This window comes from Arthrobacter cryoconiti (genome assembly GCF_020905375.1).
GTDB lineage: Bacteria > Actinomycetota > Actinomycetes > Actinomycetales > Micrococcaceae > Specibacter > Specibacter cryoconiti.
This window is the reverse complement of sequence record NZ_JAJJBU010000006.1, coordinates 121,431-136,910: the sequence shown is the minus strand read 5'-3', so window position 1 is coordinate 136,910 and position 15,480 is coordinate 121,431. Positions and strand designations below refer to the sequence as shown.

Below are 15,480 nucleotides of genomic sequence, written 5' to 3'. Positions count from 1 at the left end.
GGTGGCGTGAAATTTCACGCCACCTCACCGCTTTGGCACGCCCTCACCGTCTACTTGACGGCTCCAGCGGTCAACCCGGCTACGAAGTTCTTCTGTAGGAGCAAGAATCCTATGACAATCGGGATGGAGACCACCACGGAAGCCGCCATGATCTGATTCCAGTACACGTTGGTCTGCGTCGAGTAGAGCTGCAACCCCACGGCAAGGGTCCGGTTGGCGTCAGTGGTCATGACGGAAGCGAAGAGCACCTCGCCCCAACTGGTCATAAAACTGTAGATCGCCACAGCAACCAGCCCTGGCCGGGCAGCTGGCAAGATGACCGTCATCAGGGTACGCATCGGGCCGCACCCGTCTACTTTTGCAGCTTCGTCGAGCTCGCGCGGGATGCCGTCAAAGTAGCCAGCTAGCATCCAGATGGAGAACGGGAGTGAGAAAGTCAGGTAGGTGATGATCAGGCCTAAACGGGTCCCCACTAGCTGGATGCCGAAGTTCGTATTGATGTTCACAAAGATCAAGAACAGTGGAAGCAAGAACAATACGCCAGGCAGCATCTGTGTGGAGAGCACTGTGGTGGAGAAAACCGACCGACCCCTAAATTTGTAGCGGGAGATCGCGTAGGAGGCAAAGATCGCGATGATCAAGGACAGCACTGTGGCAGAAGAGGAAACTATTACAGAGTTGAAGAAGTAGTTGGCCAGCGGCACGGTCGCCCACATGTCGATGTAGGGCTGGATGGTCAGAGTGCTGGGCCACCAGGAGAAGGCTCCTTGGATATCTTTGAGTGGCTTGAGCCCGGAAATCACCATGACGTAGACGGGGATAATGGTGAAAATGCTCAAAAGAGTGACGGTGACGATTCTAAAAACTTTCGCGCCGGTTGTCTCATGCACGGTCTTTCCTCCGGTTCATGAAAATCAGATAGAGTCCGCTGACCACCAGCAGGAACAGCAGCAGCAGGACAGACATCGCCGCACCCGAACCGAAGTTCCAGGTAAGGAATGACGCGTTGTAAATGTGGAAGGAAATCAGATCCCCTGCGGGTGGCTGAGCGTTGCCGAACAATACAAAGGGCGTATTGAAGTCGTTGAACGTCCACAAGAACATAACCAGAACAAGGACAAGATTGACGGGACGGAGCATCGGAAGAGTTATCGCCCACCATTGGCGCAGCGGCTTGGCACCGTCAACCGCCGAGGCTTCATAGACGTCGGTGGGAATTGACTGCAAGCCGGCCATCAACATGAGGAAGGCGAAGGGCCACAGACGCCAAATGGCCACCATAACGACCGCGGCGAACGCGTTGTCGCCGATCAGCCAGAAGGGCTTGTCCCCCGGCATGCCAAGGTTGTCATACAGCAAGTGATTTAGCGCGCCAGTGTCCTTTTGCAACATGAACTTCCAGGCAATGACGCCGGCGTACATGGGTAGCGCGTAGGGGATCAAAAACAAGGTGCGGAAGATCGCCCTGCCTCGGAAGGTCTTTTGAAGTGCGACGGCGGCCGCCATGCCCAGTGACCACGAGACGCCAACCACAACGATCGTGAAGGCGATGGTGATGAGAAACGATTTAAGCAGCCCCGAACCAACAGCGGAGTTGAAATCAAGCGCGATCGAGTAGTTCTTAAATCCGACGAATGGTGCGTTTCCCCAGTTGGAGATGAACATCTTGGTCAATTTCAGGAAGCTGATCCAGATACCAGTCACCATTGGAATGACGTGAATGACCAGTTCAAAGACGACTGCAGGGGCGAGTAGTGCGTACGGCAGCCACCAACCAGCGCGCCGCGGCTTGCGTGGTTTACCGCGTGCTGGACCGGCGGAAGGGCCGGATTTCTTTGCGGCGGTGGTTGCAGTCACTGCGTTCACTCACCTTTCTTTGCGGTTTTTTATGAAGACTTCCGGCCAGGTGCCAACGGTTCGGCACCCGGCCGGCATTGTCGTTCTTTAGCTTGGAGCGAGCCTTATCCGGCTGCCTCGACGGCCTGCTGTGCAGTGGTCAGCGCGGCTTTGATATCAGCTTTGGAGACGGTACCTCCGGAAGCGATCGTGGCGAACATCTGGTTCATGGCCTTGCCAACAGTGCTCTCAAACTGATCTTCAGCTGCCACGAGAGGCAGCGGCTTGGACTTGTTGGAGTAGATATCGGAGAACGTCTTAGCTTCTGCAGCGTTGTCGGTGAAGCTCGGAGTTACACCGTTGAGAACAGGCAATGCGGCAAAGGATTTATCTAACGTCCCCTGAGTAGCTTCGCTTGTCATGAACTTCACGAACTGTAGAGCCGCATCCTTGTTCTTCGTGTTCTTGAAGATGGACATGTTAATGCCGGCAACCATAGTGGCAATCTGCTTTCCACCCTTCGGTGCTGGGAATGCCACGACGCCGTAGGCATCGTTCTTCATCCCCTGGGAAGCGATGGAACTATCAGCGTTGTTTTGGCTCAGAATCATCGCGGCTTTGCCAGTGGCAAAGTCATTGATCGCCTGAGTTCCGTTGTCATACTGGGCGTTGGAGGGATTGACAGCCTTGTTAGTCTGCATCAAGTCCAGGTAGCGGGAAATTCCATCAACGACGCCGTCGGAGGCGAAGGTGGGCTTTCCGGCGGAGTCAAAGAAGTCAGCGCCGTTCTGGGCTGCGTTGATAAACGCGAAATGCGAGTTTTCTGTGTAACTTCCAGCTGCGAGAGAGAACCCGTATTTGTCTCCACTGGTCAGCTTCGTGGCGTCAGCGGCCATCTCTTCCCACGTGGTGGGCGGGGTCAGCCCGGCATCGGCAAACATGGCCTTGTTGTAGTACAGTCCGTAGGCCAAACCGTATAGCGGGACTGAGGTGGGGTCTTGTCCGGGCATTCCACCGGTATCCATAGCCGTCTTGACGAACTTGTCTTTGCCGCCGATCGCGTCGAAAGCTGCTGAGTCGAAGGGCATGAACGCACCTGTGGACTGTAGTGAGGCTGCCCAGGTGTTACCGATGTTCAGGACGTCTGGAGCCTGACCGGAAGTGACAGCAGTCTGAATGCGTGTCTGGAGGTCATTCCAGCCGATGACTTCAAGATTGACCTTGATGCCTGTCTGGTCCTCGAATTTCTTTAGCTCCGGGGTGAGGACCGCTTTGTCATTATCCAAGCTGGTGCCCTGGTTGCTGGCCCAGTAGGTGAGCGTTTTTCCGCCACCATCCGAGGAGCCGGAATTGCTGGTCCCGCCGCTACAGCCCGTGGCGGTAATTGCGAGTGCTGCAATTGCCGCTGCTGCGGCAAAAGTACGAATTTTCACTTTCGCGACTTCCTTGTCATTGTCGTGGAATACCGGAGAAATTAGTGGGTGAGGGTTTCGGGCGGACCCGTTTCTCATCGTGAAACCAAACCTAGATCAACTTCTGTCGATCGTCAATCAAAAGTCACGAACAATTTCTGTCTCTATTGATTGAATCTCAACAGATGATGACAGGGCTACACCCACAATGCTGGTACCCAAGGCGGTAAGATCCCTGAATTTGCGCTGTTCAATGGAGCAAAATCCGTGAAAAAATACTGTGAAGCAGATAACTGAACCGGTTCATCATTGAGTGATCGTTACTGGTTTGTTATGAATTTTCCAGTGGCTAATTCGCGGCTTTGGACAGGCTGTTACGGCGCTGCAAGACGGCGGCTGGCATGCACGTATTGGCCGATCGGTGCCCGCCAACAGTAGCCAGCAACAGGGTCGCAGAACGCCGTCCCAGTTCCATGGTGTCGCGGCGAAGGGCTGTCACGGTGGGGGAACTAAGTTGGCACAGCAGTGAGTCATCCCAGCTCAGCACCGACACCTGCTCAGGGACCGAAATACCCAAGCGTTTCAAGGCCAGAAGCCCACCAACTGCCATGAGATCGTTACCGTAAACAACGGCGGTGGGAAAGTCCGGTGACCCGGGAGCCAACCCGGCGACAACAGCGGTGGTGGCCTTCCCGCCGTCGTCCGCGGTGTAATCGGAGGCGCTGAAAACCATGCTCATACCCAGGATTTGTGCGTGGTGCAGCATCCCTGCACGGCGCGCCACCTCGTGTGTGAGCTCGGACGGACCACAAATGTACGCAATATGCCGGTGACCCAGTGAGTGAAGGGCTTCCACCAAAGTTCCGGCGTCGCCCTCCTGATCCACTGTGACGCTGGCCCCGAACGGCCCTGGGTCCACATCAGCGCCAGCACCCACCAGCACGTGCGGCAGGGCCAACTTTGCCAAGAGCTGCGGCCGGGGATCATTCGCGAAATGGTCAAAGATGATGACACCATCAACGCGCCGTTCACCCGCCCAGCGACGGTAAACCGCCAAATCGCCGCGCTCCCGTAAACCCTGACCGTTGGCCACCGGGGAGCCCTCCCGGGGGTCCACCATGCGAAGCATCACGTTCATCTCATGCTCACTTAGAACTGATTCAATCCCCGCCAGCACTGACATGTAGAACGATTCGGATCCGACTTGTTCAGGCGAGCGGGCCAACACAATTCCGACCGCGTCGCTGCGTGAATGCGACAACGCCCTCGCACTGGAACTGGCATACCAGCCCAGCTCATCGGCCAGAGCCAAAACGCGAACTCGGGTTTGCGCGCTGACACCTGGCTGAGCGTTAAGGGCATAGGACACCGACGCCTTGGAGATGCCCAGCCTTTGCGCGAGTCCGGAAATTGTCACCCTTCCGGAGGGATTGTTGCCCCGGGGGCTGCTGCCGTTCGCAGTCACGGCGTCTGGTGCTCCGCCACCAAGCGTTCGACGCCGGCCGGGGAAAGCACATAGTCAATCACCATGCGCCCGGCCCCCAGCACGCCAGCATGATCCGTGGCCATAGACTGGACGATCCGCAACCGCGCCGTGGCCAACGGAAGTGAACGCTGGTAAACGATCTCCCGCACGCCCGCTAGTAGATATTCCCCGGCTGAGGAAAGCCCGCCACCAATGACAATCACGGAGGGGTTGAGCAAATTCACGCAGGTCGCCAGGACATCGCCTACGTCCCGACCCGCCTGACGCATGGCATGGATGGCGGCCAAATTGCCGCGCCGAGCCAGTTCCAACACGTCTTCCCCGGTCGCCGCCGGCACCCCTCCGGCCGCCAATTGCGCCGCGACCGCGGGCCCGGAAGCCATAGCTTCCAGGCAGCCATAGTTCCCGCACCGGCACAAAACGTCGCCGCCCCGGGGGACTCGAACATGCCCGATGTCACCTGCCGTGCCGTCGGATCCGCGCTGGAGCAGGCCGCCGCTGATGATGCCGGCCCCAATGCCGGTGGCAACTTTGATGAACAGGAGGTCCTCGGCCTCGGGCCAGTAGACGGCCCGCTCCCCCAGCGCCATGATGTTCACGTCATTGTCCACCAGAACGTTGGTGTCAAAGCGCTGCTGGACATAGGCCGGAACGTCAAAACCATCCCAGCCGGGCATGATGGGCGGGCTGGCAGGCTTTCCCGTGGAGTGCTCTACAGGACCGGGCAATCCGATTCCGATCCCCACCAATTCACTTTGATGCCGCCCGGATTGGGCCAGCAGTTGCTGACAGTGGCCCAAGACGACATCCAACACCACAATGGGGCCAGCGGAAATATCAATGGATTCACGCAGTTCGCTCAATAACTTCCCGCTCAAATCGGTCAGCCCGATCAGCACGTGAGTAGCGCCGACGTCGACCGCTAAGACCACGCGGGTGGTGGGCTGGAAGGCAAAGCGCGACGGCGGCCGCCCACCAGAAGAGACTGCCTCGCCAGCAGGCCCAATCAGCCCCGACGCCGCGAGGGCCTCAATTCGGGCTCCCACGGTGGAGCGGGCAAGTCCCGTGATGTCGGCCAGTTCCGCCCGGGTCCGTGCATGGCCGTCGCGCAGCAATTGAAACACGTCCCCGGCGCGTGAGGTTCCCACCCCCGCTCCCCCGCTGGGAGTGGTTGCTGTTGGGTGAGGCGTTGCTGATGACTTCGGCATTCACAATAAATAACACATGGGCTTCTATTGTCACAATTGTTCAGGAAGTGATTTTGTTGACAACTTTTGCTTGACGCTCGTCAAAAGTTACTTTAGGTTGAAGTGAAAGCCATCCCAGCGTTCTAGCAGGAGACATCAATGAAGTATTCACTACAGCTGTACACAGTGCGCAAACCCCTTGAAGCGGACCTCGCCGGAACCATTGCCAAGGTTGCCGCGATCGGTTACACCAATGTGGAGCCCTACAATTTCGTTGCCACCGCAAACGAACTGGCTGCCGCGCTGAGTGCCCATGGAATCGCAGCCCCGTCAGGCCATGCGCCCTTGCTACGCGAAGACCAGGATGAAATCTTCCGCGCCGCAAAGAAGCTGGGAATTGAAACGGTCATTGACCCCCATGTGGATCGCGCCGCGTGGACCACCGAAGAAGACATCAAGGCCACGGCAGCGGCGCTGAATGCAGCTGCCGTCAAGGGCGCCAGTTACGGCATCCGGGTGGGGTATCACAATCACGAATTCGAGCTTGAAACTCAGATCAATGGCCGCTCCGGGCTGGAAATCTTGGCGGAGAATCTCAGTCCGCAGGTAGTACTGGAAGTAGATACCTACTGGGCGGCTGTGGGCGGGGAAGATCCGGTAAAGCTGCTTGCACGTTTAGGAGACAGGGTCCGCTTTATCCATATCAAGGACGGTCCACTGACAAAGGTCGATGCAGACCAGGTTGCTGTCGGATCCGGGAAGGTGCCGATCTGCGATGTCATCGCGGCCGCTGAGTCCTTGGAAGTGGGAGTGGTGGAGTTGGATGACTTCACCGGCGATATCTTCGATGCCATCACGGACAGTCTCAACTACCTTTTGAACAATAAGACTGCGCAGGCAGGAAACAAATGAGTACTAAAACGGGTCCCGTGGGCGTAGCCATTATTGGCGCTGGGGTTATTAGCAAGGAATATCTGAAGAACCTGACCAGCTTCCCGGATATCAAGGTACACATTATCGGGGACATGTTTGAACCTATTGCCGCTGAACGTGGCGCTGAATTCGGCGTTGCCGAGACCGGGAGCGTCGAGGACGTCCTGAACCACCCGGACGTTGAGATCGTCATCAATCTCACCATCCCGGCCGCGCACGTTGCAGTGGCCACAGCGGCCATCAAAGCCGGAAAACATGTCTGGAGTGAGAAGCCGTTCTCCACGGATCGCCAAAGTGGGCTGGGCCTCCTAAAACTGGCTGAGGACGCTGGGCTTCGTCTTGGCTGCGCCCCGGACACATTCCTAGGTGCCGGGCTTCAAACGGCACTGCGTCTGATCAACGACGGCGCCATCGGTACCCCGCTGACGGCACTGACCTTGATGCAGTCCCCCGGTCCGGAGTCCTGGCACCCCAACCCGGCGTTCCTGTTTCAGGAAGGGGCCGGGCCCCTGTTCGACATAGGCCCGTACTATCTCACCGCACTCATCCAGACTTTTGGCGCTATCACCAAGGTTGCGGCCCTGAGCTCCAAGTCCCGGGACACCCGCGTTATTGGATCCGGTCCGAAGGCAGGAGAAGAATTTGACGTGACGGTACCAACGCACGTGAGTGCAATCGCCCAGTTTGCCGGCGGTGAATCATCCCAGAGCATCTTCAGTTTCCAGTCCCCGCTGGAGCGGGCGGGCTTTGTTGAAATCTCCGGCACCGAAGCCACCATCGCATTCCCTGACCCCAACAACTTCGACGGGGATATCACCTTGCACCGGCTGGGGACCAAGGATCCAGAAGTCATTCCCGCCACCGGGGCCACAGCTACCCGCGGCTCCGGTGTCCTGGAAATGGCGCGCGCTATCCGTGCCGGGCGCCCACACCGCGCTCAGGGGGCCATGGCCTACCACGTACTCGATGCCATGGTGTCCATCTCGGAATCCTTTGAAACGGGAGAATTCGTAACTTTACAAAGCACAGCAACCGCCGCTGATCCGCTACCCGCGGACTGGGACCCCACCGAAGCAACCCTCTAGGAAACCGCGCAATGAGCTTCCCCCACGTTTCACACCCGCCACGCCCTCTAGGCGTGGCCGTCATCGGCTACGCCTTCATGGGCCAGGCTCATTCCAACGCCTGGCACTCGGTCGCTAACCACTTTGACGTGCCAGCGTTTGAACAAAAGGTCCTTGTAGGCCGGGACAGCGAAGCGGTGGCCGCTGCGGGCCGAAAGTACGGCTGGAGTGAATCCGCCACGGATTGGCGGGAAGTCATTAGCCGGGATGACATAGACATCGTGGACATTTGCGCCCCCGGATGGCTACATGCGCAGATTGCGACGGCGGCCCTTGCCGCGGGCAAGCACGTGCTGGTGGAGAAGCCGCTGGCCAATTCCGTGGCGGAGGCGGAGTCCATGCTCGCCGCTGCTCAGGCAGCACGCTCCGCCGGGGTCCGCTCAATGGTGGGGTTCACCTATCGCCGCATTCCGGCACTGACCTTGGCCCGCCAACTGATCGCAGACGGGCGCCTGGGCACCATCCGCCAAGTCCGCGCGTCGTACCTCCAAGATTGGCTCACCGACGAATCAGCACCCATGACGTGGCGGCTGCGCAAGGAAACCGCCGGCTCTGGTGCACTGGGAGACATTGCCTCCCACGCGATCGATCAGATCCAGTATCTTTTGGGTCAGCGAGTCACCGAAGTTAACGGGCGTCTGCATACTTTTGTCCCACAGCGCCCGGGCCCGAATGGCTTGGAAACTGTGAGCGTTGACGACGCCGTGTGGGCCACTTTGGCTCTGGACGGTGGAGCCGTCGCCAGCGTTGAGGTTTCCCGCGTTGCCCTGGGTCAGAAGAACGCACTGCGCGTGGAAGTTTATGGCACAGGTGGGTCAATTACTTTCAATCTCGAAAACCCCAATGAACTGTACTTCTTCGACGGCACTGACCCCAAGGACGTGCAGGGATTCCGGCGCATTTTGGTCACGGAACCTGAGCATCCGTACATCGCCGGATGGTGGCCACAGGGGCACGTGCTTGGCTGGGAGCACAGTTTTACCCACCAGATCCGCGATTTCCTGCTGAATATTCAAAATGGTACCGATCCGTCGCCGTCGTTCGAGGAGGGGCTTGCCGTCCAGCGCGTGCTGGCTGGCATCGAAACCTCCGCAGCGAAAGACGGCATCACCGTCGCTATTGCCGCACCAACTTCTAAGGACTAACACGATGGACCGCCAGTACACGCTTTTTACCGGTCAATGGGCCGATCTCCCCTTCGAAGAAGTAGCCAAACTTGCCTCCGAATGGGGCTACGACGGCCTGGAAATCGCCTGCTCCGGAGACCACCTGGACCCGTGGCGGTGGGATGAACCCGGCTACGTCGAGGGCAAACTGGCGGTTCTAGAAAAGTACAAATTGAAAGTGTGGGCCATCTCCAACCATCTCAAAGGCCAGGCGGTGTGCGATGACCCGATCGACTTCCGCCACCAGAGCATTGTGGGTAGCAAGGTATGGGGCGACGGAGATCCTGAGGGGGTGCGCCAACGTGCCGCCAGCGAAATGAAACTCACGGCGCACCTGGCCCGCGCACTGGGCGTCAAGACAGTGGTCGGATTCACCGGCTCCTCCATCTGGCAATACGTGGCCATGTTCCCGCCTGTTCCGCAGTCGGTGATCGACGCCGGATATCAGGACTTCGCTGACCGTTGGAACCCGATCCTGGACGTCTTTGACGAATGCGGGGTGCGCTTCGCCCACGAGGTTCACCCCTCGGAGATCGCCTATGACTACTGGACAACGGTGCGCACTCTCGAAGCCATTGGCCACCGTCCCGCATTTGGGCTGAACTGGGACCCTTCACATTTCATGTGGCAGGGGATCGATCCAGTCTCCTTCATTTGGGACTTCAAGGACCGGATCTACCATGTGGATTGCAAGGACACGAAGCTGCGCCTGACCGGGCGCAACACCGTCATGGGTTCCCATCTAGCGTGGGGTGATCCCCGTCGTGGCTGGGACTTTGTCTCGGCTGGACGCGGGGACGTGCCGTGGGAATCATCCTTCAGAGCACTCACTGCCATCGGCTACGAGGGACCCATCTCCATTGAATGGGAAGACGCCGGCATGGACCGTTTACAGGGTGCTCCGGAGGCCTTGGCTGCCTTGAAGAAGTTCAACTTCGCTCCGTCCAAGCTCTCCTTCGACGCCGCTTTCAGCAACCAGGACTGACACCGAAGAGTTCCCGGTGGCCGCCGTCGACCTTTCCTAGGACGACGGCGGCCATCAGTTTCGGTACGCGGACTACTTGGCGCGGCAGGCATATTCGACCGGAGCGAAGAAGTCACGCGCAAGTTGGGTGAGTTCTGGCCCGGCAGCTTCAGGGGTACCCGTACCAAACGGCGGCGCCGGAGCATACTCAGCGCCAAGTTCCAAGAAACGGGCGTAATTATCCCCGCGAAGCCTGGCAACCAGGAGCAGCGCCAGATCCATCCCGGCCGTGATACCGGCAGATGTGAACAGGTTTCCGTCTTCCACCACGCGCTCATCAACGCGGGTGGCACCGTACCCCTCCAACAGATGACGCACCGACCAGTGTGACGTTGCCCGGCGGCCCTCGAGCAGTCCCGCAGCACCCAGCGCCATCGCTCCCGTACACACGCTACTGACAAGTCCGCCCGTTTGGCCAAGACGGCGAATATTCGCGATCGCGGACTCGTCGGCAAGAAGAACACCCGTGTCCCCGCCGGGCACAAGCAGCAAAGTGGGCGCGTCAGCAACGTCGCGCAGCGTCGTGGTCGGCATCAGTGCCAAGCCTCCGGCGCTCACGACCGGAACGTTCGCCGCTCCTGTCGTTGCCAGGTGTACGGTGGCACCGATCATCGAAGAAAGCAACGCGTGCGGGCCGATGGCATCGAGGGTATCGAACCCCGGATGCAGGACGATGACGATGTCCTCTTGTGCCGTCAAGGTGACTCCCGGCAACGCGGCCAAGCCGTCGTGCGCTGCCATCGCCCGGTCCAACGCCTGCGCGGCGCCCGCATCTAGTTTCATGGTTTCAGTCATCCTTAGTCCTCGTTACTCTCGAAAGATGGAACATTGCTCTCAACACGCGGATTCGTTCGTCTGCTCAAGGGCCAGCTCACGTTATGAGGCCAGGGTCTCACTTTTGCTCTACATCTTGTAGTGTAGTAGGAAATATATCCCACCACTTCCCATGTTCGCCATGACGCACACCCCTCCCAGATCGGATCTCTTTAGTGAATAAGCGCCTGGTGCCTGTCGCCGCGTTCGCAGCCGCCGCTCTCGTGGCCTTGAGCGGATGCGCACCGTCCGCCGCTCCGGCGCCCTCGGAGAGCGGATCAGCCCAGGCGCTGACGATCGAAAACTGTGGCACTGAGCAGACCTTTACTCAGGTGCCTTCTCGGGTGGTACTGCTTGGCGGAGCGTCCGTGGCGGAGGTCAACTCGTTCATCGCCCTCGGAATTGCGGATTCGATCATCGCAAATCTGGAAGTTTACGGAGCCTCTGATGACCCCTCGCTGGTTGGGAAGGTCGCGGCACTGCCCACAGGTGGGCTTACCGTCAATGAAAACTACGGTCCACCAGCTGAACAATTGCTGGCGCAGCACCCGGATTTGGTTGTCTCGAGCTACGCTGGCGGCTTCGATGCCAGCCTCGGTTTTGCCACCCGCGATGAGATTTCCTCCTTCGGCGCCAAGACACTCATCACGCCCGCCAACTGCGCCAATGGCAACCCCAACGCCACGGACAAGGAGCGCCAGCGCTATGACACCGCGGGAATCGATGGCAGCTACGAACTGCTGCGCACACTCGGTCGCATCTTCCGGGTCGAAGAAAAGGCAGAAAGCGTTATCTCGGGGATGGAGGGCCAGCTCGCTTCAGTCTCCACGGCGATCAAAGGCAGTACCCTCGTCAGCGGCATCATCCTGAGCCCCGGTTTTGGCACCGACGTGCCGACGGCGTGGACCGGTGGAATCTTCGATGACGTGCTCAAACAGGCCGGGGTGACAAATGTTTTCGCGGGCCGGCCAGCAGAGTCCGCGGGAACTTTCTCCGCCGAACAGCTTCTCGTGAGCGAACCCGCGACGGTTGTTCTGTTCGGCGACGGTACCGTGGACATTGCCGCGCTGCGGGCCAGCATCGAAAAGCAGTTTCCGCACTGGCCCGCCGTGAAATCTCAATCGTTCGTGACCGTCCACGACGGTGTCTATCTTGGGCCGACCAATGCCATCGCCGTCGAGAATATAGCCCACATTGCCCATCCCGACGCGTTCTGATCAGCGCCTGCACCGGGTGCCGCTGGCCATATGGCTCACGGCAATCGGCATCGCATTAGTGCTCGCGTCGATCCTCGGCGTGTGCGTCGGCAGCGTACCGATCCCGCTGGGCGACGTCGGCCAAGTAGTATTTAGCCGTCTCGGACTCGGCGAGAGCGCCCCGGCCCTGAACGGGACGATTATCTGGGATTACCGGATCCCACGCGTGATCGCCGCTGCTCTGGTCGGCGCCGGTCTCACCGTCTCCGGAATCGCGCTCCAAGGACTGGTGCGAAACCCGCTGGCCGATCCTTATGTAATTGGCGTTTCGTCCGGCGCCTCGTTCGGGGCGGTGCTGGTCATGGTGTTCGGCAGCGGCGCTTTACTTGGGCTTGGCGTCTCGACCGGCGCTTTCGTCGGGGCCGCCCTGATTCTAGTGCTCGTATTTCTCGTCGCACAGCGCCGCGGCGCCTTCAGTGACAGCAGGCTCGTCCTTGCCGGCGTCGCTCTGGGATATCTGGCCTCGGCAGGCACAAGTTTTGTTCAGTTACAGGCAAAGCCCGGTCAGATCTCCGGCATTCTGTTCTGGACATTGGGATCGGTCGCGGGAGCGCGCTGGAATTCACTGCCCGTTCCGGCCGTCGTGATCATCGTCTGCGTTCTGTTGATGCTCACCCGTGCCCGAGCTCTGAACGCACTCTCACTCGGAGATGACGCTGCCGTAGCGGTAGGCGTCAATATCCGGCAAGAGCGACTGATATTATTGCTCCTTGCCGCGCTGTGCACCGCTGTCACCGTAAGTCTTGCCGGGGGTGTCGGATTCGTCGGGTTGATAGTGCCACACGCGACTCGTTTGCTCGTCGGGGCCGATCATCGACGCTTACTCCCGGCCGGAATCATCCTCGGTGCACTCTTTCTCGTCGTTGTCGATCTCGCCGCCCGCACCATCGGCTCCCCCATCGAGTTCCCGCTCACCATCTTCACCGCCGTTGTCGGTGTTCCATTCTTCCTGTTCCTCATGGCCCGGGAGAAACGCGCATGAGCGGGATCGAACTAAAAGCTGTCAGTATTCGTCTCGCTAACGAGTCAATCGTTCACAATGTGGACCTCTCCATCCCCTCCGGGGCGTTCCTCGCCGTCGTGGGCCCCAACGGTTCAGGGAAAACCACACTCTTGCGGGCCATCTACCGTGCGGTGAAGCTGTCCGCCGGCGCCATCTTCATCAGGGATCGCGATGTGTCACGGATCCCTATGGCGGCGGCAGCACGCCAGCGCGCAGTGGTTCCACAATTCCAAGACGCCGATGTGGCCCTCACCGCCGCGGATATCGTCGGAACTGGGAGGCACACACACACGCCGTGGTGGGCAGTTCAACGCCCCACCGAACAAGACGCCGTTCTGGATGCACTCCAGATGGCCGGTGCAAAAGAGCTCGCGGGGCGCATGTTTGGCACGCTCAGCGGCGGTGAACGCCAGCGAGTGCTTTTAGCACGCGCCCTCGCCCAGAAAGCAGAAACACTGCTGCTCGACGAACCCACCAACCACCTTGATGCCCGTGCGCAACTTGAACTCATGGAGCTACTTAGTAATCTCACTTTGACCCGGGTCGCCGTACTCCACGATCTTGACCAGGCCCTCGCCTATGCTGATCTCATCGCGGTGATGCACGCCGGTCAAGTGGTGGCGACCGGTCCGCCCGCCGAGGTACTTACCAACGAGCTCACTTCTAAAGTGTTTGGTGTCCGCTCCAGCATCATGAAGCATCCGCTGACCGGGCGCCCCCACCTGCTGACAGCGCCGCTGCCAGACGCTGCTGCCGACGTCGTACCTGCCGCCGTTCGCACCTACTGACGGCCCCGCCGTCGAACTTGCAGGGACGTCATAGCGCCGCAATGATAAGCTAGCAAACTCTACGTACTGTAGAGCGTCAGCATCATGCGGTCATCATGCTCGCAGTTCACCGCCGTCTTCTCTGCGTCGCTGACGTTAAACTTGCAGATGGAGGTCAATGTGGCTGAACGAAGAATGCGCGGTGAACTAGAGGGCATGGTGATGCGCATCCTGTGGAGTTCCAAAGAGCCATTGAGCGTGCGCGATATCCAAGCCGACTTTGACAGCGAATCCCAGCCTGCGGTGACTACCCTGCTGACAGTGTTGGAACGGCTCCGAATCAAAGGTCAGGTTAAGCGTGGGGATGCTGTGGCGGGGATCAGACACTACAGTGCAGCCCAGACCGAGCCAAAGCTCATCTCCGATGCCATGCTCGCTACGCTCACGGAAAGCAGCGTCAGGGCAGAGGCGTTGTTGAATTTTGCCGGCAATCTTTCCGACGACGATGTAGATCTCTTACGACGCGCGCTAGGCAAACGGGGACGTTCCGCCAGCGACCAAAATTAATGCCGATCGTTGGCCTGATAGTCCTGTGCGCTGTCGCCATCCTAGGAGCCCCCCGACTCCTGACCATTGGAACCTGGCAAATCCGACGACCCCGGCTGGCCATGGCATTGTGGCATTTTCTCTTTGCGGCCGGCTTGTGCGGGGCCGCAGTGACCATGGTGTGGTCCGTCTGGGTTGCGGTGGACGCCAATGCGTCCTCGCATGACCACAACACGGCAAACCTGCTTCCCCTCATTATGGTGATTGCCGGCTGGGCCAGTTTAGGGGTATTCGGCGCAACGATTGCTTTGGTCATGCAGCGGGCTGAAACCATGGTGGTGGATGATAGAGACGTGTATGGCAATGTGGCCACCCTGCTTGACGTAGCCACCTACCAAACCCTTGCGGTCAGTGGCACTAAAGTAGCATTCGTCGATGTTCAGGCACCGATCGCATTTGCCGCACCCGGAATAAACGTCATTGTCATTTCATCCTTCGTGGCGGACACATTGAGCCCGCGCGAACTATGGGCAGTGATAGAGCACGAACACACCCACTTGCGCCAGCGCCATGGTTGGAGCAAGCGGTTAACCCGGCTCAACAGCGCCTGCCTTCCCGGACTTATGGCAGCGGAGAAATTTGAACGCGCCACCTCCATGTTGGTGGAGTTGATCGCAGATGATCGCGCCGTACGGATCTGTGGCCACGATGCTGTCGCCTCCGCACTGCATAAGCTCGCCGTCCTTAACGGCAACGAGTCGATGCAACTACGGGCCGATCGAGTCGCGGGCCGCCGTTGTTCTGGCCGGGGCACAACTGCGCTGGCTGCCCCCGACATACTCAAAGCCCTCGCCGGGGAACCGAATGGCCTCTAACCGTGGCACGCCAGAAGATGCCCTGATGCTGGCGACAACGTTGCCGAACCTG

The 15,480-nt window shown here is 59.3% G+C and carries 14 protein-coding genes and 1 pseudogene; 9 read left to right on the top strand and 6 right to left on the bottom strand.

What is annotated here, in order from left to right; translation table 11 throughout:
- Positions 1 to 50: 50 nt before the first annotated feature.
- The 5 genes and pseudogenes from LOH53_RS04650 to LOH53_RS04630 form a co-directional block, all read right to left on the bottom strand.
- Positions 51 to 890 (bottom strand): carbohydrate ABC transporter permease, encoded by an 840-nt coding sequence (locus tag LOH53_RS04650; protein ID WP_230066558.1) that lies wholly within the window; start codon positions 888 to 890, stop codon positions 51 to 53.
- On the bottom strand, positions 883 to 1,857 hold the full coding sequence (locus LOH53_RS16925; RefSeq protein ID WP_230066557.1) for a carbohydrate ABC transporter permease: 975 nt from the start codon (positions 1,855 to 1,857) through the stop codon (positions 883 to 885). The genes LOH53_RS04650 and LOH53_RS16925 overlap by 8 nt, the downstream gene beginning before the upstream one ends.
- Positions 1,858 to 2,234: 377 nt before the next feature.
- Positions 2,235 to 3,347: pseudogene (locus LOH53_RS04640) on the bottom strand (ABC transporter substrate-binding protein); the annotation flags it as partial.
- 250 nt (positions 3,348 to 3,597) lie between these two features.
- The gene (locus LOH53_RS04635; protein ID WP_230066555.1) at positions 3,598 to 4,713 is read right to left on the bottom strand and encodes a LacI family DNA-binding transcriptional regulator; all 1,116 of its coding nucleotides are present in this window, start codon (positions 4,711 to 4,713) and stop codon (positions 3,598 to 3,600) included.
- On the bottom strand, positions 4,710 to 5,942 hold the full coding sequence (locus LOH53_RS04630) for an ROK family transcriptional regulator (RefSeq protein WP_268250954.1): 1,233 nt from the start codon (positions 5,940 to 5,942) through the stop codon (positions 4,710 to 4,712). Before LOH53_RS04630 ends, LOH53_RS04635 begins: the two co-directional genes overlap by 4 nt.
- Before the next feature lie 138 nt (positions 5,943 to 6,080).
- On the opposite strand from LOH53_RS04630, the gene LOH53_RS04625 reads away from it, so the two are divergent.
- From LOH53_RS04625 to LOH53_RS04610, 4 genes are read left to right on the top strand one after another with little or no spacing between them, the layout of a single operon-like run.
- A complete protein-coding gene (locus tag LOH53_RS04625; protein ID WP_230066553.1) occupies positions 6,081 to 6,833 on the top strand; it encodes a sugar phosphate isomerase/epimerase family protein in 753 nt (250 codons plus the stop codon).
- Entirely contained in the window at positions 6,830 to 7,939 is a 1,110-nt protein-coding gene (locus LOH53_RS04620) for a Gfo/Idh/MocA family protein (RefSeq protein WP_230066552.1), read from the top strand. The genes LOH53_RS04625 and LOH53_RS04620 overlap by 4 nt, the downstream gene beginning before the upstream one ends.
- 11 nt (positions 7,940 to 7,950) lie before the next feature.
- On the top strand, positions 7,951 to 9,123 hold the full coding sequence (locus LOH53_RS04615) for a Gfo/Idh/MocA family protein (protein WP_230066551.1): 1,173 nt from the start codon (positions 7,951 to 7,953) through the stop codon (positions 9,121 to 9,123).
- Between the two features lie 4 nt (positions 9,124 to 9,127).
- Positions 9,128 to 10,129, top strand: coding sequence for a sugar phosphate isomerase/epimerase family protein (locus LOH53_RS04610; RefSeq protein WP_230066550.1), 1,002 nt, complete (start codon positions 9,128 to 9,130; stop codon positions 10,127 to 10,129).
- A 72-nt stretch (positions 10,130 to 10,201) separates the two neighbouring features.
- Here the strand turns inward: LOH53_RS04610 and LOH53_RS04605 are convergent, their stop codons facing one another.
- Entirely contained in the window at positions 10,202 to 10,963 is a 762-nt protein-coding gene (locus LOH53_RS04605; protein WP_230066549.1) for a DJ-1/PfpI family protein, read from the bottom strand.
- A gap of 194 nt (positions 10,964 to 11,157) precedes the next feature.
- Between LOH53_RS04605 and LOH53_RS04600 the strand changes: the two genes are divergently transcribed.
- The 5 genes from LOH53_RS04600 (at position 11,158) to LOH53_RS04580 (ending at position 15,428) form a co-directional block, all read left to right on the top strand.
- Positions 11,158 to 12,198 carry an ABC transporter substrate-binding protein gene (locus LOH53_RS04600; protein ID WP_230066548.1) on the top strand — a complete coding sequence of 347 codons (1,041 nt, stop codon included), beginning with the start codon at positions 11,158 to 11,160 and terminating at the stop codon, positions 12,196 to 12,198.
- Positions 12,176 to 13,219, top strand: a complete 1,044-nt coding sequence (locus tag LOH53_RS04595) for a FecCD family ABC transporter permease (protein ID WP_230066547.1) — start codon at positions 12,176 to 12,178, stop codon at positions 13,217 to 13,219. The genes LOH53_RS04600 and LOH53_RS04595 overlap by 23 nt, the downstream gene beginning before the upstream one ends.
- The gene (locus LOH53_RS04590) at positions 13,216 to 14,028 is read left to right on the top strand and encodes an ABC transporter ATP-binding protein (protein ID WP_230066546.1); all 813 of its coding nucleotides are present in this window, start codon (positions 13,216 to 13,218) and stop codon (positions 14,026 to 14,028) included. The genes LOH53_RS04595 and LOH53_RS04590 overlap by 4 nt, the downstream gene beginning before the upstream one ends.
- A 159-nt stretch (positions 14,029 to 14,187) precedes the next feature.
- Positions 14,188 to 14,574: a BlaI/MecI/CopY family transcriptional regulator gene (locus tag LOH53_RS04585; RefSeq protein ID WP_230066545.1), complete on the top strand. Its 387-nt coding sequence runs from the start codon at positions 14,188 to 14,190 to the stop codon at positions 14,572 to 14,574.
- Complete coding sequence (locus tag LOH53_RS04580) at positions 14,574 to 15,428, top strand: M56 family metallopeptidase (protein WP_230066544.1); 855 nt, start codon at positions 14,574 to 14,576, stop codon at positions 15,426 to 15,428. Before LOH53_RS04585 ends, LOH53_RS04580 begins: the two co-directional genes overlap by 1 nt.
- Positions 15,429 to 15,480 lie beyond the last annotated feature (52 nt).